The following is a 21,534-nucleotide window of genomic DNA, read 5'->3' as shown; positions in this document are numbered from 1 at the left end:
AGAATTGCCAAATTGATTTTTTTTACAGTCTCTAAACGCTAACCAAAAGCCTGGCGGTAGTCGATACCGTCATCTTCATCCTCTTGACTGTGAACATGAGAATTTTTAGAAGAACTAAAAAATTCTTCAATCAAATCAAGGGTAGCTTGATAATCATCAGTCGTCATAACTTTTTGTCTAAATTTTGAACTACCTTCAAGCCCCACTGAGTACCACATAAGATGGGATCTGAAACATTTTAAAGCGTGATTCATACTAAAATTTCTCACACCTTCTTCTTCTTCTAACTCACGCCGTAGCTCGATATGGTCCTTCAAATGCTTGTGCACTATTGTTAGTCTTTCTTCGCTGCTCACGCCAAATTTATTGTTGGAAAGTTCTCGAAAAATCCATGGATTCCCCAACGCTGCACGCCCGATCATGACGGCATCGCAGCGAGTGCTTACAAACATTTTTTGAGCATCAGCAACATTTTTTACATCTCCATTACCGATGACAGGAATTTTCAAATGAGCCTTAAGCTCAGCTATATGATCCCAGTTAGCCTTTCCAGAATAAGCTTGTGCACGTGTGCGAGGATGGATAGCCACTGCTTGAGCCCCCGATTCTTCCAAAGCCCGAGCTACTTCCAGATAATTCATGTTATTACTGTCCCATCCTGAGCGAATTTTTGCAGTGATGGGAATACGATCTTCAGTTGCCTTGCGCATAGCCTTAATAATATTTTGAGCGCGTGGATAGTCACACATTAAAGCTGAACCAGCATTGGTTTTAGTAACTTTTTTAACCGGACACCCCATATTGATATCGATGATCTCTGCCCCCATCTTCATCGCTTGAGCAGCGGCTATGGCCATAGCATCGACCTCCCCCCCAAAAAGCTGTACGCAAAAGGGCCGTTCCACCTTTTGATCATAAGCCAAATAACTTTTGGTACGTAGATTACCGTAGCTAAGCCCTTTGGCCGAAATAAGCTCAGTCGGTGCAAGCCCTGCCCCCAAAGATAAAGCTAAGCGTCTAAAGGGCATCTGACTCACACCTGCCATGGGAGCTAAAATATAGGGATGTTCAATTTTATAACGACCAATACTCAGCATGGAAAATATCTCTTCTTAGAAAAACATTTCTAGTTAGCTCGAAAGGGTGGGCTCATGCACTCTTACTCTGCAAAGAGGATGGGCTCATTTTTATAATTTATTTGAAAATTTTTTTAATACCAAACAGCAAAACTGCAAGGGATACTAAACCACACAAAGCACCAAATACCCAATAAGGAAGCCACAAAGCTTGCGCCATCTGAGCTACATCAGAAGGCATAACACCCGCACTCGTATGAGCAACATCGGTAAACAAATAGTCGCTACGAGAAAACACACTCAACGACAGTTGAGCTCCAAAAAAGGCAACCAAAGTCTGTGCGTGTTCCTTAAATGTTCCCAAAGAAAAAAGCCAACACAAGCCACATACACCGGCGACAAAAGCAACGCCAAAGAGATTGCGCACTACCAGCAAAATAGCCAGCAACAAAATAATGCCAAAAGCTGTCAACACGGCTCGAGATCTGCGCAAAGATCGTAAATTTACAAAAAACACCGCAGCCATTAAAGCAGGGCCAATCAAACCAGCCCCTGCAACAAAAGCCCTTGCGACTCTACCAAAATTACCGCTAATATGCGCTGCTCCTGAACCGTCTGCCCACATTACAAAGGAATTAAAATACCCCCCCACTAAAACAGCCGCTAAACCGTGGCTCATTTCATGTACCAACGTAGATAGCAATAAAAAGGGATATGAGAGTGGGCGTAAAAAAGGCACCACATAAAGCATTAAAGTAAAAATACTGGCCAAAATAATTGCCCAAGAAGTCTTTTTGTTTAGTGAAGACTTGGCTCTTAGCTTCATGCCCTCCATAATTAACCCTCAGAAGTAACTGGAAAAAATCTTTAGGGCAACTTGTATGCCCCTCAAACCATTTTTGCACCTATTTACTATAAAAAATAAAAAAACAATCCATTCACAGACTCTAAATAAATGCGCCAGAAAGTGAAATCACATGATCTTGGCGTGCTTGCTCAATAAATTTTCTGGCTTCATCTCTTTTACTCCGAGGAATTAAAACCACGAATTTCTTATCGCTCTCTACCGGCAATTGGGAGATGCCTCTGTCTGATTCCTTGGCCCAAATTCCTTCTGTACGCAAATAACTCACAATCCGCTCGGCCTCTATTTGATCATGGGCAAGATAAAAATCTACCATTACATCATCTGCACTAAGCTGCTCTACTAGTCTTATCTTATCTTTTGGGCAGGTGGGAATGGTGTCGAGGAATTCGCTTTCACACTTTGGACAAAATTTTGACATCTCTACCTCTTTAATGCTCACGCCTTCGTTAGCCTAAATTAATACAAACAACCAATACGCGATAACGTTACTATCAATAAACACAAAGGCACTAAAAATCGAATTAAAAATCGCCAAAGTACAAAGCCAAAGTGATTTATATCTATATTTAATGCCTTAGCAAGATCATCTTTTTTAAGTTTATAACCAACCACGCAACAAATTCCAAAAGAAAACATAATCAACAGCCAATCTATCAAAACATATAAAGTATCGAGTAATGAACTATGAAATATATTTTGAAAGTTTGGATACGGATTATATTCGCTTGTCATGAGAGCTACCGGAATACCAACAATAAAGCATCCCACTCCTGAGATAAAAACCGCCTTCTGACGGGAAATTTTAAAGCTTTCTATAAAACTTGAAACAAGCACCTCCAGCTGCCCTATATAGGAGGTCAACGCAGCAAAAATTAGCAGCAGAAAGAAAAGCGTGGACAAGGCCATTGAACCAGGAAGCTGTTCCGTAACAAATGGCATTGTAACAAATAATAAACTCTCTCCGGCCTCAGGTGGAAAGCCAAAGCTAAAGATCATTGGAAAAATCATCAAAGAGATCAATATGGAAATTGCCACCACGGAAAAACTGACGATAAAAGCCGTCTTAAAAATATTTACCTTTTTGGGCAAATAACTTCCGTAGGTAACCATAATACCCTGCCCTAAACTCAAAGTGAATAAACTTAGACCCAAGGCTGCCAATACTGAAGTTCTATCGACTTTAGAAAAATCAGGTGCAATAATATAATCCAATGCCTGCCCAAAACCGCTCAAGGTAGAAGCATAGAGAAATAAGCCCACCACTAACAAAAAAAGCAAAGAAAAAAATAGTTTACTAAAGCGCTCTACTCCGTCTTTAATACCTTTTGCCAAGACCAAACACGTAAGCGCCACAAAAATCCCTTGCCAGAGTATTCCGATAGAGCCTGCGGCACGAAATTGGGAAAACACCATGCTGAGCTGGGCAGGAGAACGCCCCTTAAATGCATCAGTCAGAGCCATCAGCAGATAATTAATTCCCCAGCCGGATACCACGCCATACCAACCCGCGATCAAAAAAGTAGCAATTATGGCAAACCAACCCAAGATAAAGTATGAACCAAGAGAGGAACTTAGATTATTAAAAATACCTGTAATGCTTTTTTGAAAATGCTTACCTAAAACCAGTTCGGCAACAAACAAAGGCGTCCCCAAAAGAAGAGTAAAGACTAAAAACATCGCAATGAAAGCCCCACCTCCCCCTTGGCCCACCAAGTAAGGCAACTTCCATAATGTTCCCAGACCAATAGCCGAACCACTCGTTGCAAAAATGATGCCTAAGCGAGAACGCCAATGTTCGCGTCGGATATCTTCCATTAAAACTCCCTAAAATTGAATAATTTGTGCTCTGTGAGCAATAACCAGCAAAATAGCCAGAGGTATGACTGTTCTCAATAAGAATATCCACACTGGATAAAAATAAGAATATTTTGATCCTGAGCAAAAACCTTCAAAACGGACTTCCGCACTTAACTTAAACGCAACAAAAAGAGTCGTAAAAAGTGCAATTATAACTAATATCCAATCCACCAATAAAATATTGGTTTCCATGAACGATTCTCCAAAGATTGAAGACCAGGAAGAAAAAACTCCGCCTTCACCGATCACAGCTGTAGGAATACCCAAAACAAAGACAATGCAACTTGTAACTATCACAGCATTTTTTCGTGACATCATTTTAAGATCGGTAAAATTCGCAACTACCACTTCAAACATCGCCAAAGATGAAGTAAGCGCTGCAAAAAGGAAAAGTACGAAAAAGACCAAAGCAACAATCATTGACCCTGGGAGCTGTTCAAAAACATAGGGCATGGTTTTAAAAATTAAACCTTCTCCGGCCTGAGGTTCAAAACCAAAGCTAAAAATCATAGGAAAAATAGTTATTGCGATTAATAATGAGGCGATAATATTGGCAGTCACAACAATTACTGCTGTTTTGGGAATATCGCTGTCTTTCTTGAGGTATGAGCCGTAGGTAATTATTACTCCATATGCCAAGCTGAGCGTAAAAAGAGCCAAACCCAGGGCTTGCAAAACCCCTCTTGGAGTAAGTGCATCAAAATTAGGATAAAAAAGATATTGCAGAGCTTGACCAAAGCCACTAAGCTGGGTCGCGTATAAAGCAAGGGCTATCAAAACTAGAAAAAGTCCTGACGTCATGATCTTACTCGCTTTTTCAATCCCTAAAGACAAGCCCTTGATAAGCACCACAGCGTTCAGCGCGATATAAATTATTTGAAAAGTTATGTTAAGGCTTCCAGAAGCTCTCAGGGTGTCAAAACTCTGCCCTATTTCTTCAACTGATAGCCCTTGGAATGAATCAGTCAAAGAAAGTAAAATATAGCAAACTCCCCATCCCGCAACGACACAATACCATCCCAAAATCAGCAGTGAAACCAAAGCAATGAGCCAACCCACCATACTCCATGCGCTTCCTTTTTCTGAAAAAGCCATGAAGGACGACACAACCCCCTTTCCACTCTGGCGGCCTAAAACCATTTCACCAATAAAAAGCGGTAACCCTATAATAAAGTTGAAGGCTACAAACAATAAAATGAATGCTCCGCCACCATTTTGCCCCATGGTGTAAGGCAATTTCCACAATGCCCCCAAACCAATGGCAGCTCCTATTGCAGCTAGAATAAAACCAAACTTCGAGCCCCATGTTTCTCGCTTTGTCATATAACCTACTTTCTTTTTTATCCATTAGACTACGAGAGCACACGTATTAAATAAGCGTATCTCTCCTAAAATAATAATATTGACAATGCTTTTAATAAGTTTTTAGCGAGTTGTCATCAGAGGATTTTTTTGCTGCCCTAGTGAAATAGAATCAGCGTGCTATAAAAAACCTATGACTGCTATCTCATTAAAAAATAAAGCATTATTAATCTTAGAACGCCTGATGAGCACATATCCCAATGCTCACATCGAGCTTGATTACAACCCCAAGGACCCATGGCAACTTTTAGTTGTAGTTGCGCTTTCTGCCCAGACGACCGATAAAAAAGTCAATCAAATTTCTCCCGCCTTATTTGAGCGATTTAAAAGCGTTCATGATTTTGCTCATGCAAGCCCTCAGGAAGTAGAGCCTTACCTAAAAACCATTGGCCTTTATCGCAATAAAGCAAGACATCTCGTTCTAGCCGCTCAAAAAATTATTCAAGATTTCAATGGGCATATCCCCAAAGAGCGCATCAAACTTGAAAGCATTCCTGGTGTAGGAAAAAAAACGGCAGCTGTTATTATATCAAATGCATTTGGAGAGCCGGCCATCGCTGTCGATACGCATGTAAGTCGTCTTGCACAACGCCTAGGTTTAACCAAAGAAATACAGCCCGATAAAATAGAACTAGCTCTTACAAAACTATTTCCAAAAAACTTTTGGCTCAAGGCTCACCACGCTTTAATTTTTCATGGGCGCCGCATATGTTTTGCTCGCAAACCACACTGTTCACTATGCCCATTAGCCGATTTGTGTCCAAAAATAGGCGTGGTTCAGAGCAACTAAAAATCCCTGCTGCACCTTGCGCACTGTTCAATGAGCGAGAGAGCAAATCAGCGAATTGATGTCAATTTAACTAGCTTTTTTACTAGAGAAGTGTTTTTTAGAAAACTAGTATTTTCAAGCATTTCTATATAAGCGCCGACGTTAATAAATGGAACAGCTCTCCTCGATAGACGTGTCCCGCCCGAAGGAGTCAAAGTAATTTGAGCTTCGGTAAATGACTCTTGTAAAAATTTTTCATAATCTTTGACTGAAAGTAACCAATGCAGGGTAGCTATGGCTCTAACACGTCCGTTTGGATTATTGTTATCAATGACCAATGACCAAAGCGCCATACTTTCTGGTTGTACGCTTGGCAAACGAACTGCTGCGGTTTTAGGCGATAAATTGCCACCATGAGTGATAATTTCAAAAGACTTCATTTCCTTAGCTCTAACTTCATAAGAGACTGTAAAAAAAATCAATTTGGCAATTCTGGTTCAATAAATGTCGCTGTGACGAAAGTATGACGTGAAAACCTTTTTGAAAGGAAATATCATGTCGTGCTTGTATGAAACCTGTTTGTCAGATTGTGCCTGGGAAGTGATTGAGCCACTTTTTCCTGCTAACGCCAAACGAGGCAGACGTCGTGTCTATAGCTTTCGGAGCATAGTTGATGCCATATTCTATGTTTTAAAGAACGGCTGTGTGTGGCGTTGTTTACCCAATGACTTTCCTCCTCACGGTATTGTCTATCACTATTTTCGCACCTGGTCTGTTTCTGGTTTGTGGGCGGTCTTAAACTGCATTCTCGTGGCAATAGTCAGAACCTGTGCTGGCAGAGATGCAAGCCCCTCACTTGTTTCCATCGACTCCCAATCACAGACAGCGGAACCAGGAGTAGATGAGCGTGGTTTGGATGGGGGAAAGAAGATTAATGGAAGAAAGCGCCACATCGTTGTTGATACGATGGGATTGATGCTCCTATGCATTTGTACCGCAGCAAATGTATCTGATAGGGTTGCCGGCGAGGAATTGGTTACTGAGCTCAATAAGCGCGAGAAGTTTCCCAGATTAGCGAAGATTCTTGGAGATAACGCATATAAGAATTTGTCTTCAGACTTGAGAGTAGGCGTAAGCACAGAAACTGCGGAACGTTTAAAAGGGCAAAAGGGGTTTGTACCACAAATATTTCGTTGGGCCGTAGAACGAACTTTTGCTTGGCTGAATCGAAATAGGCGTCTGGTGCGTAACTATGAGAAGAATACAAAGCATCAGGAATCAATGAACTACATCGCTAATGCAAGATTATGTATCAGACGATTGGAAAATTGGCTTACCACCTGAGATTTGATTTTTTTTACAGCCTCTTAGGGATCAAGTAAAAAAAGTTGGCTGAAAGAACTTTTTATGGTTGTTCACGGATCGGTTCATCTAGTTCGTTTGGTAGGTGTGCACGAGAAAATTCTTTGGGAAAAATATAAGGTAGGGCGTTTCTGCGTTCACGACCTGTAGGGGGAGTGCTGCGTCTGCGGCTGCTTTCAAGCATATACGGCCGACTATTTCTTAACACTACACTGGATTTTTTGGGAGTATGGACTTCCATAGCTTCATCTTCATGCTCACTGCTAGGAATTATTGGGGCTTGTGGATCTTCTTCGCTTTCCTCATAGTTATAAGCAGATTTTGGAGTATTTTTTTTGGCATGGAGTTCAAATTGAAATACAAGCAGTGTAAACAAAAGAAAAAAGTAATTCATGTAAGTTATCCACCTTTTTTGCATTGAATTTCATGTCTAATAAAAGACGACAGGATCTTTTTATTCCTTTTTTAGATGATAAATTAAAATAAATAATATTTTTTTAATATTTTTTCCTTGTAGATTGAAATAATTTTCTAGTGTATTTGTTTTATCTACTGCTTTGCTGTTAAGAGACTTTAAATTGATATGAAATTATGTGGCGATTGATGGCAGGACCTGAGGAATTTAAAATGGCGGTGAGCAAAAGTAAGTATGAGGCAAAAATACCCAATCATCGAGGCGAGGTAGATTTTAGCGCTGAAGAAGACAGTGTATGGAAAATACTCTATGAACGTCAGATCGAGCTTCTCCCTCAAAGAGCCTGCAATGAATTTATGGATGGCATTAAAATACTTGAGCTCAACCCTTGTAAGGTTCCTCAGCCTAATGAAGTATCTCGCAAGCTCAAACAGGTGAGCGGTTGGAGTTTGGCTCCTGTCAAGGCGCTGATTTCTTTTAAAGAATTTTTTGAGCTTTTGTCTTTGAGAAAATTTCCTGCGGCAACTTTTATTCGTTTGCGAGAAGATCTGGATTATTTAAAAGAGCCAGATATTTTTCATGAAATTTTTGGACACTGTCCTTTACTCACCAATCAAGCTTTTGCTGATTTTACTCAGAAAGTGGGAGAGGTGGGGGTATCAATGAATAAAGAAGAACGTGTAATGTTGGCTCGTCTTTATTGGTTTACGGTTGAATTTGGTCTTATAGGTACCACAGCCGGAGTACGTATCTATGGCGGAGGAATATTGTCTTCTAAAGGTGAAAGTGTGTATGCCCTTGAAAGCCCTGTGCCCTCGCGTGAGCCATTTGATCTGTTAACAGTGCTCCGCACTCCATATCGTTATGATGAAATGCAAAAAAAATATTTTATTATTGATTCCTTAGAAAAGCTGTTTCAGTTGGTTAATGAGGATTTGAAAGAAGTGTTTAAAGAAGCTAAGGCCTTGGGAGTGATCACTAAAAACGATCGAGAAATGCGGAGCTGTTAATGAGTCTTGTTGAAAAAAAATGCCAAGCCTGTGAGGGAGGTGTTCCTCCCGTAGGTCCAGTTGAGGCAGCGCGTTTGCTTAAGGAAATTTCAGGCTGGAGCCTTGATACTGAATCAAAATCTATACAACGTTTTTTTAGTTTTAAGGGATTTTATTCTGTGATGAGTTTTGTAAATGCTGTAGCCTACATTGCGCAAAAAGAGGGGCATCACCCAGATATGCGGATTGGCTATAATTACGTGGATATAAAATTTACTACCCATGCGATCAGTGGACTATCCGAAAACGATTTTATCTGCGCGGCAAAGGTAAATACTCTTTTGTAGTTTTTATAGCTTTGGTTTGACCGGGGTAGTCAACTTTCTTAGATCTGGCAAAACGCTCAAAACAAATAAGTCACTGGCCATTTGAGTTTATAGATCGTCGATCTTATACGATGAGGCTTGGAGTTGTTATGGTTAAAAAAATACTAGCAATGTTTTTTATGTTGTGCTTTTGCAGTTTTGGGCTCAATGCTCGAGCTGTTGATTATGAACAACGTATTCGGGAGCTTTTTGAAATTCAAAATGAATCTCAAGATAAAGCGCATCGATTTAGCAATGATAGACTAAAATTTTTAAGAGCATGGGTATTGGGAAAAAAAGGTTCTACCAACAAGTTATGGGAGAAAGAGCTTAAGTTAAGTGAAATTGCTCATCAGGACGACATTACTGCGCGCCTAGAGTTTTTAGAAAATTATTGGGCACACGATTTTTTTAGGGCCTTTGACCGTGTGGAAGGTGCAGCCAATTATTTAAAATCAAGCAGTGGTGTAAATTATATTGTGCGCCTATCGACCACTTTTCCAGGATACGTTACGATAAGTCGGAAAATAGGAAAGAAAATTTTGCATGCCCGAATACGGCTTGATGCGTCTGGAAACTTTATTACTGATGGGGATGATTGCTATAGTTTTGATCAATTACTCAGCCAATACTGCTGTAGCAACTGTGCGCCGTATGTAATTAAATAAAGACACGGAGCTTTTTTTGGATAGTCATTGTTCAAATAAAAGTACTTGAAAATTATATCAAGTCTTTGAGAATAGGCGGTACACAGCTTTTTTGAAAAATAAAAATATTGGTTGGGTCTTTGTTTTTTTATAAAATATTGATGCGCTTGGTATTTCGGATAGAAAACGAAGCGCTATAAATTTAATTTTGGTGAAAAATTTTTATGAGCAAAAAAAAATCCCACGATATTATTGATGCCGATCATGAAAATAAGTTGCCGGCCGTACGCAATGCTATTCGCTTGGCTGATGAAAAAGGTGAGTGGCTTGATGAGCACTGTGCCCAGGATTATCAGATTTCTGAAAAGCAGGAAGAGCAAGAAAGTGAAGAAAATTCCAAAAGCGATCAGGTTTACAAATCATTTGCTCGTCAAATAGCACGCATTAAGCGCCTAAGTGATGAAGAAGAATATGCTTTAGGTATGCGGATTAAAAAATCTAACGATGCTGATGCAAAAAAGAAATTAATTTTACACAATATGCGTTTGGCACTCAAAATGGCTCACCAATACAAACGAGATTGGGCCAGTCTTATGGATTTAGTGCAAGAAGCTTCGGCGGGAATGGCGATAGCTGCTGAAAAGTGGGATCCAGAAATGGGAACTCGCTTTGGTACCTATGCTGCTTATTGGATCAGGGCGCAGCTTACAAAATTTTTGATGACCAATGCGCGTCTGATTCATACGGGAAATACGAGAGCTGGCCGTAAGGTGTATTTTAGTTTGCCGCAGGTACGCAGAAAACTTTTGCTAGAAGGAAAAAAAGCTACCGCAGAGGAAATCGCTCAAGAGGTGGGTGAGGACCCTGAAGAAGTCCAGCTTATCTTATCTCGTTTATCAAACAAAGAAAGCAGCCTTTCAACTCCCATAGATGAAGATGGTTCTAATACCCTTGAGGATACACTTTCTCACCCCACAGACGATCCGCTCAAACAAGCAAGCAATAACGAAGTGGAGCAGATGGTAAAAGAAGTCATAGCGAGCTTCGAAAAGACCATAAACAATGAACGAGATCTGGCGATATGGCGTGAAAATTTGATCGCAAATGATCCGGTCAACTTGGTGGAACTTGGGAAAAGATACGGAGTTTCAAAACAAAGAATGGGACAGCTTGCCACGCGTCTTAAACGAGCATTTAGAAGGCATATTATCGAGCAGCTTGGCCCACAAACGCAGCTTTCTTGGCTGTTTAGAGATGATGACTAAACTCGACTTTGGCCGAAATTTGATGATTTGATTTTTCATCATCCACGTTATGCAGCCTGGCAAAGTGCTTGAAGAATAAGCTTGTCATTATTATTGCTATTATTCAACAGCCGCATGGTGCCTGGACCGTTCTCGAGGAAGGATTCTTAAAATTATTACGAATATGTATTGCTCTTTGTCGCCAACATCTGTTGGAAAGGGCTTTCTCATTTAGCCCTATCAAAATAAACTTGTTATCAAAAAAATTTCTAACGCAGAATACGCGGTTGCAGAGCAACTTGGTTTTCTTCTTTTACTACCTCAAAGAATACCCCTTGGCAGTGGTGAGTATCCATCAACTCGTTTCTTGTTTTTTCGATAGTTTTTAAAAAGAGAGGATATTCAATTCGTTCAAGATGTAATTCCTGTTGCGCATCAATAAAATCCTGAAAGAGTTCTCCTAGGTCTTGATCTTGGCGGTCAAGTTTCGAATCAAGTTGTGGCGGATTTGATTGATTTTGCGGAGGTGTAGAATCGATCAATGGATTATTCAAACCTGGCTCGGTTTTGGCAATAGGCCGTACTGAAGCGTGTGGAGTAGCAGGGAATTCTTCTAGGTATTCAATTTTGCTTTTATCTTGGGGCAAGGCTATTTGTTGTACAGGGCCAAGTTCAGGATGGTATGAGTGTTCGAATAAAGTAGCTTCTTTTTGCTTAATACCAGGTAAGAGTTCTTCTCTTAAACTGCGCTTTACTTCTTCCTGTCTGCGAAATTCTTGCTCGAGTCGGCTTGCAAGTTCATTGATTGTCTGGGAAATTTCTTTAAGAGGATCTTTATCGATTATTGTAATCCTGGTTTTATATTTGCCATTTTGCAAAGATTTCAGAGTGTGAATAATAGTATCGAGATCAAGCGGGGTTTCCCTATAAAAAGCTATGATTGCTGCGATAAGCCCGATAATAAGGCCTACGTCAATAAATAAGCGCGCATAAGCAATTTGAGGTGAAACATCGAGAGTGATGAAAAAACCTACCATCGCCGCAAATAATACGATGGCACCAACAGCAATGATAATATTTCTGCGACCTGTCACGATGAACCTTTTCTTGTCAGTAACGCTGAAGGGTGTGATTCAAACATCAACTGTGTTGCTTGTTGAACACCTCCAGCACCATTTTTAAATCTTATTCCTAAATTCTTTTCAATAACCAATTGAGCAACTTGTTGCACTGAGTGGTCCTTATCAAGAAGGGCCAGATGAATCAATGAGTTACCTGTTGAGTTATCGAAGTGAAATGTCGAATCAGCTTCATCACTTGTGTGCTGCTTGAGAAGTTCTTCATGCGATGAAGTTTTTAAAAGCCTTGAATCGTATTGGTTTCGAGCCGAGCGCAAGAGCAGAGAAAATAGAAATAAACCAAAAAAAAGAAGGAGTAGTTCTGAAAAACCAAATGCTTGCATCGATACTCTTTGGTGTCGAAAAAAAAACGAAGCTATAAGCAAAATCAAAAAGATAGTTGGCCCAATAAAAAAACAATATGCTGGTAATGTTCCATTGCGGATAGTTTGGACAAGGTAGGGCTTTGCTAAAAAAATAGTAATAGCACATAGGATCATAGAAAAATAAATCACATACTTTAAAATAAGTAGATTTATTTTTTCAGGATGAGTGCTGAAACTATCCATTTTAGACCTTAATGAAATCATGAAGACATACTGAGAATAACAATCAAAAAGAATATTTTCAAAATTATATTTTAATATAAAAAAAGTTTAATTTGGCCTTGGAGAATATTTGAAAAATATTTACCATGGCATTTTTTGGCTCTTTTTCTCCTTAGCAAAAATAAATTTATGCTAAGCGCTGTAGCTTGCTTTGATAAAGTGTGAATTTAATTGTTGGGCAAAAGTGATCATATGTAAGTCAAGGGCTTTTGAAATTAGCGATATTGCCAAAATAGAGGTTTTCGATGAAGTCTCACCCTGCTTCCAAAAATTTTTTTATAGAACGCCAACTTATTTCCAAAGAAAAACGTAAGCCAGCTCCAGGCTTTGATGACGAAATTACTTTCGGAAGAGCCCATTCAAATCATATGCTCACGTGTGATTTTCTACATGATAAAGGTGGATGGCAGACACCTCGTATTATACCCTTTGGCGCTTTTAGTATGCAGCCTGATTCTGTAGCCTTTCATTATGGTCAACAAATTTTTGAGGGCCTTAAAGCCTTTCGTATGGAAAATACAAATGAGCTTGCATTGTTTCGCCCACAATTAAATGCTCAACGCTTTTATGATTCAGCGCTTCGCTTGGGAATGCAGCCTGTTCCTCAGGAACTTTTCATCGAGGGCATTAAGGTACTTGTTTCGGTGGATGAAGATTATCTTTTAGCAAAGCCTTGGAGTCTTTATATTCGCCCCTGTTTGATCCCTCTCGATTGTGGCGTGAGTTATCGTGCGAGCCGGGATTACCGATTTTTTGTGATTTTATCAGCAGTAAAAGAGTATTTTTCTCATCATCAGTGCATGAGCGTCTATGTCGAGCAGGAAATGGCTCGTGCATTTAAGGGAGGAATCGGAAATATTAAGGCAGGGGCAAATTATGCAGGAGCTTTGCTTGCACTTAAGAAGGCTCAGCAATGTGGGGCGGATTCAGTTTTATGGCTTGATGCGAATGAACATCGTTATGTTGAAGAAATTGGAGCAATGAATATTGTGTTTGTCTATCAGGATCGATTGGTGACGCCACCTCTTTTGGGTACGATTTTACCCGGTGTTACAAGAGATGCAGTGCTTAAGCTGGCCCAGCATTTCGACATGAAAATTGTTGAAGAACAAACAGATATTGGGGAGTTAATTGATCATATACGCCAAGGAGTACTCAAAGAGGCATTTGGGTGTGGTACTGCAGCTGCCATTACGCCTATTAACCAACTTATTCTTAATGAGGAAAAAATTAATATCAATGACGGAGTTGCTGGGCCTGTGACGGTTAAACTCAAAAAAGTGCTCAAAGAAATTCAATATGGAGAGGTTCCAGATATCTTTGGGTGGAGAACTGTTGTGCCGATTATGGATAATAATTAAGCCTTGCCCCAGTAAGCGTTGAGAATACAGAGTGCTGAGAGACAAGCGAATTCTGATCTGAGCGTATGTGGTGCCCACAGCACCGATTTGAAATTATGCATATTGAGTAAAGTTTTTTCTTGCTGGCTTAGGCCTCCTTCTGGGCCAACAGCAAGGACTACTTTTGATAACTCAGCAAAATTTTTTAGTGTTTGTGAAAATTTATGTTCGGCCAAAAGATCACCATAGGTGGCCAAATCGTTTGTTCCCAAATCCAAAAGTACCGATTTTAAATCTTTGATGAGAACTATTTTGGGAACAAATAATCGTCCGCTCTGTCGGGCTGCATCGATACATAGGCTATCTAAACGCTCTTGGCGTTTCGCTAATTTGCCAAAGCAAAAGCTATCGCTTAACTCAGCCTGAAAAATAATTATTTTGTTAATACCAAATTCTGTGGCTCTTTTGATTGTTTGCGAGATTTTAGCTTCTTCTAAGGCAGCTTGAATGAGCGTGCATTGATGAATATCGGGTTTTTTCTTAATCAAACTAGCGTTGCTAAGTTGCCCATTTGGAGTGAGAAAAGCTTGAATCTCACGCCCCTCACCATCAAAGAGCCCTACTATTTCATTTTTTTTGATGCGAACAATTTTAAAAAAACGCTCATGAACTTTTTTTGGCAAAGCCGAACTCGAATCTAAAAGCCACTGATCAACCCAAGTCTTATCTACGAAACACCGATGCATTTTAATTATCTCCAAAAATTGTTGAGTTGTTAGCTCTCTTGTGAGCCTCAATTTATAAATACAGGTGCTTCATAGCAATCCCATAAATTAATTGAGCCTTAATTTCTAAATGCCCTCAACAGTGCGAGGGCTAAAAAGAAATCAAAGGCTCTTAGTATGGTTGCTGTTAACTGATCGAATTCGAAGAGTATCGTCTAAAGCGCCGTGCTAAAAGCAATAAAAAGATACAAAGGATGCTTATCGGAAACCCTGTATCTTCAGATCTGTTTGAACATCCCTGCGTTTTACTCTTCTTTTTATTTGGGGAAGTTAGAGACTCATTTAACGAATCACCATTCTCCTCTTGCAAATCGTGCTGGGGAGTTTGTGGCGATTCAGGAGCTTTATCAATCGATAGATCATCCAAGTTAAAATCATTATCAAATGTATTTACGGGCGCTAGTTGTTCTGGAACTGGTGGGATAAATGAAACAGGTGGTAGAGCCAGCGGAACATCAGGTATAAAATCGCATGCATCGCCCAAGTTATCGTTGTCAAGGTCAATTTGATCTGGATTTGGAATGAAAGGGCAATTGTCGACCTCATTTTTTATTCCATCCTCGTCAATATCATTATTTACAGCATCACACTCATCACCGATTCCATCAAAATCTTCATCAAACTGTTCGGGGTTTGAGTGAAAAGGACAATTATCTTTGATGTTTTCTATACCATCACCATCCAAATCATTAGTATCGCATAAATCACCAATACCATTGTTGTTGCTGTCTTCTTGTCCAGGATTGGCAATGCCTGGGCAGTTGTCTATGGCATTTTGTATTCCATCATTATCGCTATCACCTGCATCACATTGATTTTCTGAGTCATTTGGGCATGCATCACACGCGTTACCCATACCATCTAAGTCATTATCCGCTTGGTTTGCATTAGCTTTACCAGGGCAATTGTCTGCGGAGTTTTGTATACCATCGCCATCTACATCGCCCGGGTCGCAAGCATTGCTTGCGTCATTGGGACAATAGTCGCATGCATCACCCATGCCATCAGAGTCGGTGTCCTCTTGGCCAAGATTAGCTTTGCCTGGGCAGTTATCAGTAGCGTTTTGTATGCCATCGCCATCCACATCGCCAGGGTCGCAAGCATTGCTTGCATCATTGGGACAATAGTCGCACACATCACCCATGCCATCAGAGTCGGTGTCCTCTTGGCCTGGATTAGCTTTGCCTGGGCAGTTGTCAGTATCGTTTTGTATGCCATCGCCATCCACATCGCCAGGGTCGCAAGCATTAGTTGCATCATTGGGACAATAGTCGCATGCATCACCCATGCCATCAGAATCAGAGTCTGTTTGGTTTGCATTAGCTTTACCCGGGCAGTTATCAGTATCATTTTGAATGCCATCGCCATCTATATCGCCCGGGTCGCAAGTATTGGCTGCATCATTGGGACAATAGTCGCATGCATCACCTATTCCGTCAGAGTCGATGTCAACTTGGCCTGGATTGCTTTTGCCTGGGCAGTTGTCTGCAGTGTTTTGTATGCCATCGCCATCTATATCTCCAGGGTCGCAAGCATTAGTTGCATCATTGGGACAATAGTCGCATGCATCACCCATGCCATCAGAATCAGAGTCTGTTTGGTTTGCATTAGCTTTACCCGGGCAGTTGTCAGTAGCGTTTTGTATGCCATCGTCATCCACATCGCCAGGGTCGCAAGCATTAGTTGCATCATTGGGACAATAGTCGCATGCATCACCCATGCCATCAGAATCAGAGTCTGTTTGGTTTGCATTAGCTTTACCCGGGCAGTTATCAGTATCATTTTGAATGCCATCGCCATCTATATCGCCCGGGTCGCAAGTATTGGCTGCATCATTGGGACAATAGTCGCATGCATCGCCCATGCCATCAGAATCAGAGTCTGTTTGGTTTGCATTAGCTTTACCCGGGCAGTTGTCAGTAGAGTTTTGTATGCCATCGCCATCTATATCTCCAGGGTCGCAAGTATTGGCTGCATCATTGGGACAATAGTCGCATGCATCACCCATGCCATCAGAATCAGAGTCTGTTTGGTTTGCATTAGCTTTACCCGGGCAGTTGTCTGCAGTGTTTTGAATGCCATCGCCATCTACATCACCAGGGTCGCAAGTATTGGCTGGGTCGCTTGGACAAAGATCACAAGCATCACCTATTCCGTCAGAGTCGATGTCAACTTGGTTTGGGTTAGCAATATTTGGACAGTTATCTACGTCATCTTGAATGCCATCGCCGTCAGAGTCACACGCTCCAGTAGTTCCTTGGCAAATACCACTTATGCACATGTCATTTTCAGTACAAATATCAGAATCGTCGCAACTGGTGCCATCTGTAGCATCAGGGTAACTGCATAGTCCTTCTATGCATACTCCCATAGATGCTTCACAAAGACCTGGAGTATTACAGATGATAGGAGTGCCAGGCTGACAACTTCCTAAGGAACACATATCATTTTCAGTACAAAGATCCCCATCATCGCAGGGCGCAGAATTATCGGTGTTTATGCACGTGCCTGCGTTACATGAATCATCTGTACAAGGATTGAAATCGTTGCAGTCAGAGTCCATGCCGCAGGTCGTGCAAATTCCATTGATACACATTTCAGGCGCCATACAGTTATCAGTGCCGATGCAAATGCCATTAAGGCACATGTCCGTATCTGTACAAGTTTGTCCGTCATCACAGGCAGTTCCATCCATCAGGCTTGGATTGATGCAGTCTCCGGTAGCGAAATCACAAACACCTGGACCGCTGCATTGATCCCCTGGGCAAGAAACAGGAGTGCCAAGGCATATTACATCTCCGTCTCCACCGCATACATCGTTGGTCGTACAAAGATTGTTGTCATCACATAACGTTCCTGCACCTATCGCTGTGTTTTCACATTTTAGCGTTTGTAGGTTACACGAATCAGTTGTGCATAAATTATTATCGTTACAATCTGCATCGCTGGCACAAAACTCCTGATAAGTAATACCGCTAATAGTTACCGTGTTGCATGAGCACTTTGCTCCAGTGCCAGGGTAAGCATCTGTTCCGGAACTACAAACATTACCACTTTGGTTGTCCCAGCTTGTGCAAACTGACACATCTGCTTCCAGCGTTGGCCCTGCACCATCTAAGTCAGAACAAGGAATAGCAATAATGGCAGGAGGACCTGGGGTGCCGCTTGCTACCGTAGTGCCCCCAATATTTCTCAGCAAAGTTTTATTTTGCTCTGGATCACCGCACTGATCAGAGTCAACATCAAAAAAAGGAGAAATACGAGGCTCGGTAACGGTAGAGATGGTATTTAAGGGAGGAGGCAAGTAGTCGCGGAAACAGTCACCTGATTTTGCATCACCCCCATCTAAAGAAATAAAATATCCAACGTCATAACGTTGACTGGATCCTGCCGAAGTATAGCCCTGCAATTGCACATAAATAGTTGTTCCGTCTACACAAATATTGGGGCCTGCAAATTTGCTCACCAAAGCGGTAGTTAAGTCGTTTGCTGTACAAGAAGCGCTGTTGAGCCCTGCGGCATCAAGCAAGCATAAATCTGCAATAGTTGGCATCGAGATAAAGAATGCAACTATTGAAAAGAACAACATTGTAGCAGCTTTTTTCCACTTCGTTGACAGAAATATAATCAGCTTTATGCACGTGCACATAAGGACTACCACCCTTTTAAAATCAATGAATAATTTTATGCTCGAAAACTTAATGTGCTCTTAAATGATTTATTGTTAAGTTGTTTGTGGCATGATTTTTTATTCATCTATAAAACCATATTGTTGTGAGTTATTATATTGAATATGCTTTGAATGTTAAATTTTTATGGCTCGATACATGAAAAGCTCGTTTTCAAGAAGCTTTTCTAAAGCGAAGACTTATAGCAATCCCAGAGCTTAACTGACCCTTTAATCTCTTCCTAGTCCTCGCTTTGTTGCGAGCGTTCAGAAATTAAGGGTTGGTTAAGTCTAGGATTGCTATTAAATGCTCATGGATAATTTTTTATACATTTCTGTGCCATTTGAATGGGCTGGGGGTAAAACCCACTAGTAAGCTTGCTCTTCATAGGCTAGCCCATAAAGGTCAATCAAATCTAAGGCGTGAATTGTTATGGTATCTCATGAACCAAAATATATTTTTGTAACGGGTGGTGTTATTAGTTCGCTGGGCAAAGGGATTGCCTCAGCCTCGATTGGAGCATTATTGCAGGCTCGTGGACTTGATGTCTCAATCTTGAAGCTCGACCCTTATCTAAACGTAGACCCTGGGACTATGAATCCTTTTCAACACGGAGAGGTTTTTGTTACCAAAGATGGTGCAGAAACCGATTTGGATTTGGGACACTATGAACGTTATTTGAACAAAGATTTGGGTAGAGAAAATAGCACGACGGCTGGGCAAATTTATCAAGAAGTTTTGGAAAAAGAACGCAACGGAGAATATTTGGGTGCTACCGTCCAAGTGATTCCCCACGTTACTGACCAAATTAAAAGAGTGATCAAGAAAGCTGCTCATGGGCACGACATTTTAATCTGCGAAGTTGGTGGTACCATCGGCGACATTGAGTCTTTGCCTTTCATTGAAGCAATTCGACAGTTTAGGGCAGAGGTGGGAGCAGAAAATTCAGTCTTTGTTCATGTGAGTTACGTACCTTTGATCAAAAGTGCCGGTGAACTTAAAACCAAACCTACACAACACTCAGTCAAAGAAGCGCTCAGTCAGGGAATTCAGCCTGATATTTTATTGCTGAGATCTGAACAAGCTGTTCCTGATGATATTAAACAAAAAATATCGCTTTTCTGTAACGTGCCGGCCTCAGCGGTTATCAATTGCACCGATGCTCAAACAGTTTATCAAGTTCCGTCCATGCTTCATAAAGAAGGTATCGACGATATTATTGTCAACCTTTTAAATATTTGGGCAAGAAAGCCGGATCTCCATCAATGGGAAGATGTTGTTTATCGTTTTATGAATCCCCTCAGTGAAGTTTGTGTCGCTGTGGTGGGCAAATATGTGGATCTCATTGAAAGTTACAAGAGCATTAACGAGGCGCTCATTCATGCAGGCATAGCTCATCAAAGCAAAGTGAGATGCCGTTTTATCGATGCTGAAAAACTAAACAAGGATCAAGTAGCTAAAGAATTTTCTACAGTGGATGCGATTTTGGTGCCGGGTGGTTTTGGCGAGCGCGGTATTGATGGAAAAATAATGGCCATTGAATATGCTCGCACTCATAATATTCCTTTTTTCGGTATTTGTTTGGGACTGCAAATGGCGGTTATCGAATATGCTCGTCATGTAGCAGGGCTTAAGGATGCTGATTCAGAAGAATTTAATCAGCATGCCAAAACTAAGGTGATTCACATGATGGAAACTCAACTTCATGTGCAAAAAAAAGGAGGCACCATGCGCTTAGGTGATCATCCTTGCCACATAGAGCCGAATACACTTGCTCATAAGATCTATGGAAAAGATGATATTCAAGAGAGACATCGACATCGTTTTGAAGTGAACAATCACTATGTGGATACACTTAAAAAAGCCGGCCTTGTGGTAAGTGGTACGTGTCCAAGTGTGAATTTAGTCGAAATCATTGAGCTTAAAGAACATGATTTTTTTATTGCTACTCAGTTTCATCCTGAATTTAATTCAAGGCCAAGCCGTCCTCACCCTATTTTCAAATCCTTTATTGGGGCAGCTTTAAAAAAACGTGCGGGAGAAAAAGACCAATGAAAAGTATTTCAGTGATCGGAGCTACTGGTCTTGTAGGCCGCGAATTGCTCCATATTTTAGAAGAGCGTTCCTTTCCTGTGAGTGCCGTAAAATTATTTTGCTCCGAGCGTTCTAGGGGTGAAAAAATAGAATTTATGGGCGATGAGCATGTTGTAGAAGAGCTTATTTCGCCAGAGCAGATTGATAGCGATATCGCATTTTTTGCCGCTGGTGATAAAATTTCACGGACTTTTGTTGATCAGGTGGCCCATCGAGGAGTTATCTGCATTGATAAATCCAGTGCACTGCGCATGCGAGAAGATGTGGCTTTGGTGGTGGCAGATGTCAACGATAAAGGCCTAAAAGAGCATAGCTCCAAAATCATTGCTACTCCCAATTGTGTAGCTACGCCTTTAGCTCAAGTTTTATCAGTGATCAATCAGCAATCACCTTTGGAAAGTGTGGTGCTATCAACTTATCAGGCGGTCTCGGGCGCTGGTAAGGCAGGGGCTGATGAGCTTGAAACACAGGTGCGCGATTTATTTAATCTCAGAGACAGTAAATCGCCGGTATTTGGTCGACGGATTGCTTTTAATGTTTTGCCATTTATTCCGGCTTTATCTTTGATTGATGAGCAGGGAAAAACTAGTGAAGAGAAAAAAATTATCGAGGAGACTCAAAAAATTCTATCTCTACCTGAATTAAAAATGGAAGTGACCTGTGTCAGGGTACCGGTCTTTAATAGCCATTCCATGTCGGTGAATATAGCTACTAAAAATGAAATTAAATTAAATGATATGCTTGAGACGCTTGCAAAAACTCCAGGCATTATATTAATTGATGAGCCAACACAGGGGAAATATCCTACTCCTCTCGATGCTTCTGGGGAGGATATGACTTTGGTAGGTCGCATTAGACCTAATACATCGGTAAAGTATGGATTGTCATTGTGGATAGTGAGCGACAATCTTCGTACTGGAGCAGCATTAAATGCAGTGCGTATCGCTGAAAAACTTTAGCTGGAGTG

20 protein-coding genes are annotated in these 21,534 nt (G+C 40.9%); 9 read left to right on the top strand and 11 right to left on the bottom strand.

Going from position 1 to position 21,534, the window contains the following annotated elements; translation table 11 throughout:
* Positions 1-38: 38 nt before the first annotated feature.
* The 5 genes from dusB to H6731_03190 all read right to left on the bottom strand — a co-directional run bounded on the left by dusB (position 39) and on the right by H6731_03190 (position 5,124).
* Entirely contained in the window at positions 39-1,097 is a 1,059-nt protein-coding gene (gene dusB / locus H6731_03210; protein ID USN51430.1) for a tRNA dihydrouridine synthase DusB, read from the bottom strand.
* Between the two features lie 97 nt (positions 1,098-1,194).
* Entirely contained in the window at positions 1,195-1,911 is a 717-nt protein-coding gene (locus H6731_03205; protein USN51429.1) for a M50 family metallopeptidase, read from the bottom strand.
* A gap of 112 nt (positions 1,912-2,023) precedes the next feature.
* Positions 2,024-2,362, bottom strand: a complete 339-nt coding sequence (locus H6731_03200) for a hypothetical protein (GenBank protein ID USN51428.1) — start codon at positions 2,360-2,362, stop codon at positions 2,024-2,026.
* A 38-nt stretch (positions 2,363-2,400) separates the two neighbouring features.
* A complete protein-coding gene (locus tag H6731_03195; GenBank protein USN51427.1) occupies positions 2,401-3,759 on the bottom strand; it encodes a sodium-dependent transporter in 1,359 nt (452 codons plus the stop codon).
* Positions 3,760-3,768: 9 nt separating this feature from the next.
* The gene (locus H6731_03190) at positions 3,769-5,124 is read right to left on the bottom strand and encodes a sodium-dependent transporter (GenBank protein USN51426.1); all 1,356 of its coding nucleotides are present in this window, start codon (positions 5,122-5,124) and stop codon (positions 3,769-3,771) included.
* Between the two features lie 172 nt (positions 5,125-5,296).
* Between H6731_03190 and nth the strand changes: the two genes are divergently transcribed.
* The gene (gene nth / locus H6731_03185) at positions 5,297-5,953 is read left to right on the top strand and encodes an endonuclease III (protein ID USN51425.1); all 657 of its coding nucleotides are present in this window, start codon (positions 5,297-5,299) and stop codon (positions 5,951-5,953) included.
* A gap of 47 nt (positions 5,954-6,000) precedes the next feature.
* Here the strand turns inward: nth and H6731_03180 are convergent, their stop codons facing one another.
* Positions 6,001-6,372, bottom strand: coding sequence for a hypothetical protein (locus H6731_03180; protein USN51424.1), 372 nt, complete (start codon positions 6,370-6,372; stop codon positions 6,001-6,003).
* Positions 6,373-6,460: 88 nt separating this feature from the next.
* Here H6731_03180 and H6731_03175 point away from each other — a divergent pair, with 88 nt between their 5' ends.
* Complete coding sequence (locus H6731_03175; protein ID USN51423.1) at positions 6,461-7,276, top strand: IS5 family transposase; 816 nt, start codon at positions 6,461-6,463, stop codon at positions 7,274-7,276.
* Between the two features lie 61 nt (positions 7,277-7,337).
* Here H6731_03175 and H6731_03170 read toward each other — a convergent pair whose 3' ends face one another.
* Complete coding sequence (locus H6731_03170; protein USN51422.1) at positions 7,338-7,688, bottom strand: hypothetical protein; 351 nt, start codon at positions 7,686-7,688, stop codon at positions 7,338-7,340.
* Positions 7,689-7,921: 233 nt separating this feature from the next.
* Between H6731_03170 and phhA the strand changes: the two genes are divergently transcribed.
* The 4 genes from phhA (at position 7,922) to H6731_03150 (ending at position 10,975) form a co-directional block, all read left to right on the top strand.
* Complete coding sequence (phhA, locus tag H6731_03165) at positions 7,922-8,719, top strand: phenylalanine 4-monooxygenase (protein ID USN51928.1); 798 nt, start codon at positions 7,922-7,924, stop codon at positions 8,717-8,719.
* On the top strand, positions 8,719-9,045 hold the full coding sequence (locus H6731_03160; protein USN51421.1) for a 4a-hydroxytetrahydrobiopterin dehydratase: 327 nt from the start codon (positions 8,719-8,721) through the stop codon (positions 9,043-9,045). Before phhA ends, H6731_03160 begins: the two co-directional genes overlap by 1 nt.
* A gap of 128 nt (positions 9,046-9,173) precedes the next feature.
* Positions 9,174-9,731: a hypothetical protein gene (locus H6731_03155; GenBank protein USN51420.1), complete on the top strand. Its 558-nt coding sequence runs from the start codon at positions 9,174-9,176 to the stop codon at positions 9,729-9,731.
* Between the two features lie 203 nt (positions 9,732-9,934).
* A complete protein-coding gene (locus H6731_03150) occupies positions 9,935-10,975 on the top strand; it encodes a sigma-70 family RNA polymerase sigma factor (protein ID USN51419.1) in 1,041 nt (346 codons plus the stop codon).
* Positions 10,976-11,223: 248 nt separating this feature from the next.
* On the opposite strand, the gene H6731_03145 is transcribed toward H6731_03150, so the two are convergent.
* Together H6731_03145 and H6731_03140 are read right to left on the bottom strand one after the other, a co-directional pair.
* Positions 11,224-12,048, bottom strand: coding sequence for a hypothetical protein (locus H6731_03145; protein ID USN51418.1), 825 nt, complete (start codon positions 12,046-12,048; stop codon positions 11,224-11,226).
* Positions 12,045-12,641: a hypothetical protein gene (locus tag H6731_03140; protein ID USN51417.1), complete on the bottom strand. Its 597-nt coding sequence runs from the start codon at positions 12,639-12,641 to the stop codon at positions 12,045-12,047. Before H6731_03140 ends, H6731_03145 begins: the two co-directional genes overlap by 4 nt.
* Before the next feature lie 284 nt (positions 12,642-12,925).
* Between H6731_03140 and H6731_03135 the strand changes: the two genes are divergently transcribed.
* Complete coding sequence (locus H6731_03135; protein ID USN51416.1) at positions 12,926-14,041, top strand: branched-chain amino acid aminotransferase; 1,116 nt, start codon at positions 12,926-12,928, stop codon at positions 14,039-14,041.
* Here H6731_03135 and H6731_03130 read toward each other — a convergent pair.
* A complete protein-coding gene (locus H6731_03130) occupies positions 14,038-14,766 on the bottom strand; it encodes an RNA methyltransferase (GenBank protein USN51415.1) in 729 nt (242 codons plus the stop codon). The genes H6731_03135 and H6731_03130 overlap by 4 nt on opposite strands.
* 166 nt (positions 14,767-14,932) lie before the next feature.
* Positions 14,933-17,500: a thrombospondin type 3 repeat-containing protein gene (locus tag H6731_03125; GenBank protein ID USN51927.1), complete on the bottom strand. Its 2,568-nt coding sequence runs from the start codon at positions 17,498-17,500 to the stop codon at positions 14,933-14,935.
* A gap of 1,405 nt (positions 17,501-18,905) precedes the next feature.
* Between H6731_03125 and H6731_03120 the strand changes: the two genes are divergently transcribed.
* A complete protein-coding gene (locus H6731_03120) occupies positions 18,906-20,528 on the top strand; it encodes a CTP synthase (GenBank protein USN51414.1) in 1,623 nt (540 codons plus the stop codon).
* A complete protein-coding gene (locus H6731_03115; protein USN51413.1) occupies positions 20,525-21,526 on the top strand; it encodes an aspartate-semialdehyde dehydrogenase in 1,002 nt (333 codons plus the stop codon). The genes H6731_03120 and H6731_03115 overlap by 4 nt, the downstream gene beginning before the upstream one ends.
* Positions 21,527-21,534: the final 8 nt, after the last annotated feature.

This window comes from Myxococcales bacterium (genome assembly GCA_023898405.1).
Taxonomy (GTDB): domain Bacteria; phylum Myxococcota; class UBA727; order UBA727; family JABDBI01.
The sequence above is the reverse complement of the archived record's forward strand: the minus strand, read 5'-3'. Positions and strand labels throughout refer to the sequence as shown.

Excerpts from the sequence above, each read along its gene's own strand:
- dusB (USN51430.1), bottom strand. The coding sequence starts at position 1,097 with ATGCTGAGTATTGGTCGTTATAAAATTGAACATCCCTATATTTTAGCT.
- H6731_03205 (USN51429.1), bottom strand. The coding sequence starts at position 1,911 with ATGGAGGGCATGAAGCTAAGAGCCAAGTCTTCACTAAACAAAAAGACT.
- H6731_03200 (USN51428.1), bottom strand. The coding sequence starts at position 2,362 with ATGTCAAAATTTTGTCCAAAGTGTGAAAGCGAATTCCTCGACACCATT.
- H6731_03195 (USN51427.1), bottom strand. The coding sequence starts at position 3,759 with ATGGAAGATATCCGACGCGAACATTGGCGTTCTCGCTTAGGCATCATT.
- H6731_03190 (USN51426.1), bottom strand. The coding sequence starts at position 5,124 with ATGACAAAGCGAGAAACATGGGGCTCGAAGTTTGGTTTTATTCTAGCT.
- nth (USN51425.1), top strand. The coding sequence starts at position 5,297 with ATGACTGCTATCTCATTAAAAAATAAAGCATTATTAATCTTAGAACGC.
- H6731_03180 (USN51424.1), bottom strand. The coding sequence starts at position 6,372 with ATGAAGTCTTTTGAAATTATCACTCATGGTGGCAATTTATCGCCTAAA.
- H6731_03170 (USN51422.1), bottom strand. The coding sequence starts at position 7,688 with ATGAATTACTTTTTTCTTTTGTTTACACTGCTTGTATTTCAATTTGAA.
- phhA (USN51928.1), top strand. The coding sequence starts at position 7,922 with ATGGCGGTGAGCAAAAGTAAGTATGAGGCAAAAATACCCAATCATCGA.
- H6731_03160 (USN51421.1), top strand. The coding sequence starts at position 8,719 with ATGAGTCTTGTTGAAAAAAAATGCCAAGCCTGTGAGGGAGGTGTTCCT.
- H6731_03155 (USN51420.1), top strand. The coding sequence starts at position 9,174 with ATGGTTAAAAAAATACTAGCAATGTTTTTTATGTTGTGCTTTTGCAGT.
- H6731_03150 (USN51419.1), top strand. The coding sequence starts at position 9,935 with ATGAGCAAAAAAAAATCCCACGATATTATTGATGCCGATCATGAAAAT.
- H6731_03140 (USN51417.1), bottom strand. The coding sequence starts at position 12,641 with ATGGATAGTTTCAGCACTCATCCTGAAAAAATAAATCTACTTATTTTA.
- H6731_03135 (USN51416.1), top strand. The coding sequence starts at position 12,926 with ATGAAGTCTCACCCTGCTTCCAAAAATTTTTTTATAGAACGCCAACTT.
- H6731_03130 (USN51415.1), bottom strand. The coding sequence starts at position 14,766 with ATGCATCGGTGTTTCGTAGATAAGACTTGGGTTGATCAGTGGCTTTTA.
- H6731_03125 (USN51927.1), bottom strand. The coding sequence starts at position 17,500 with ATGGATGGAACTGCCTGTGATGACGGACAAACTTGTACAGATACGGAC.
- H6731_03120 (USN51414.1), top strand. The coding sequence starts at position 18,906 with ATGGTATCTCATGAACCAAAATATATTTTTGTAACGGGTGGTGTTATT.
- H6731_03115 (USN51413.1), top strand. The coding sequence starts at position 20,525 with ATGAAAAGTATTTCAGTGATCGGAGCTACTGGTCTTGTAGGCCGCGAA.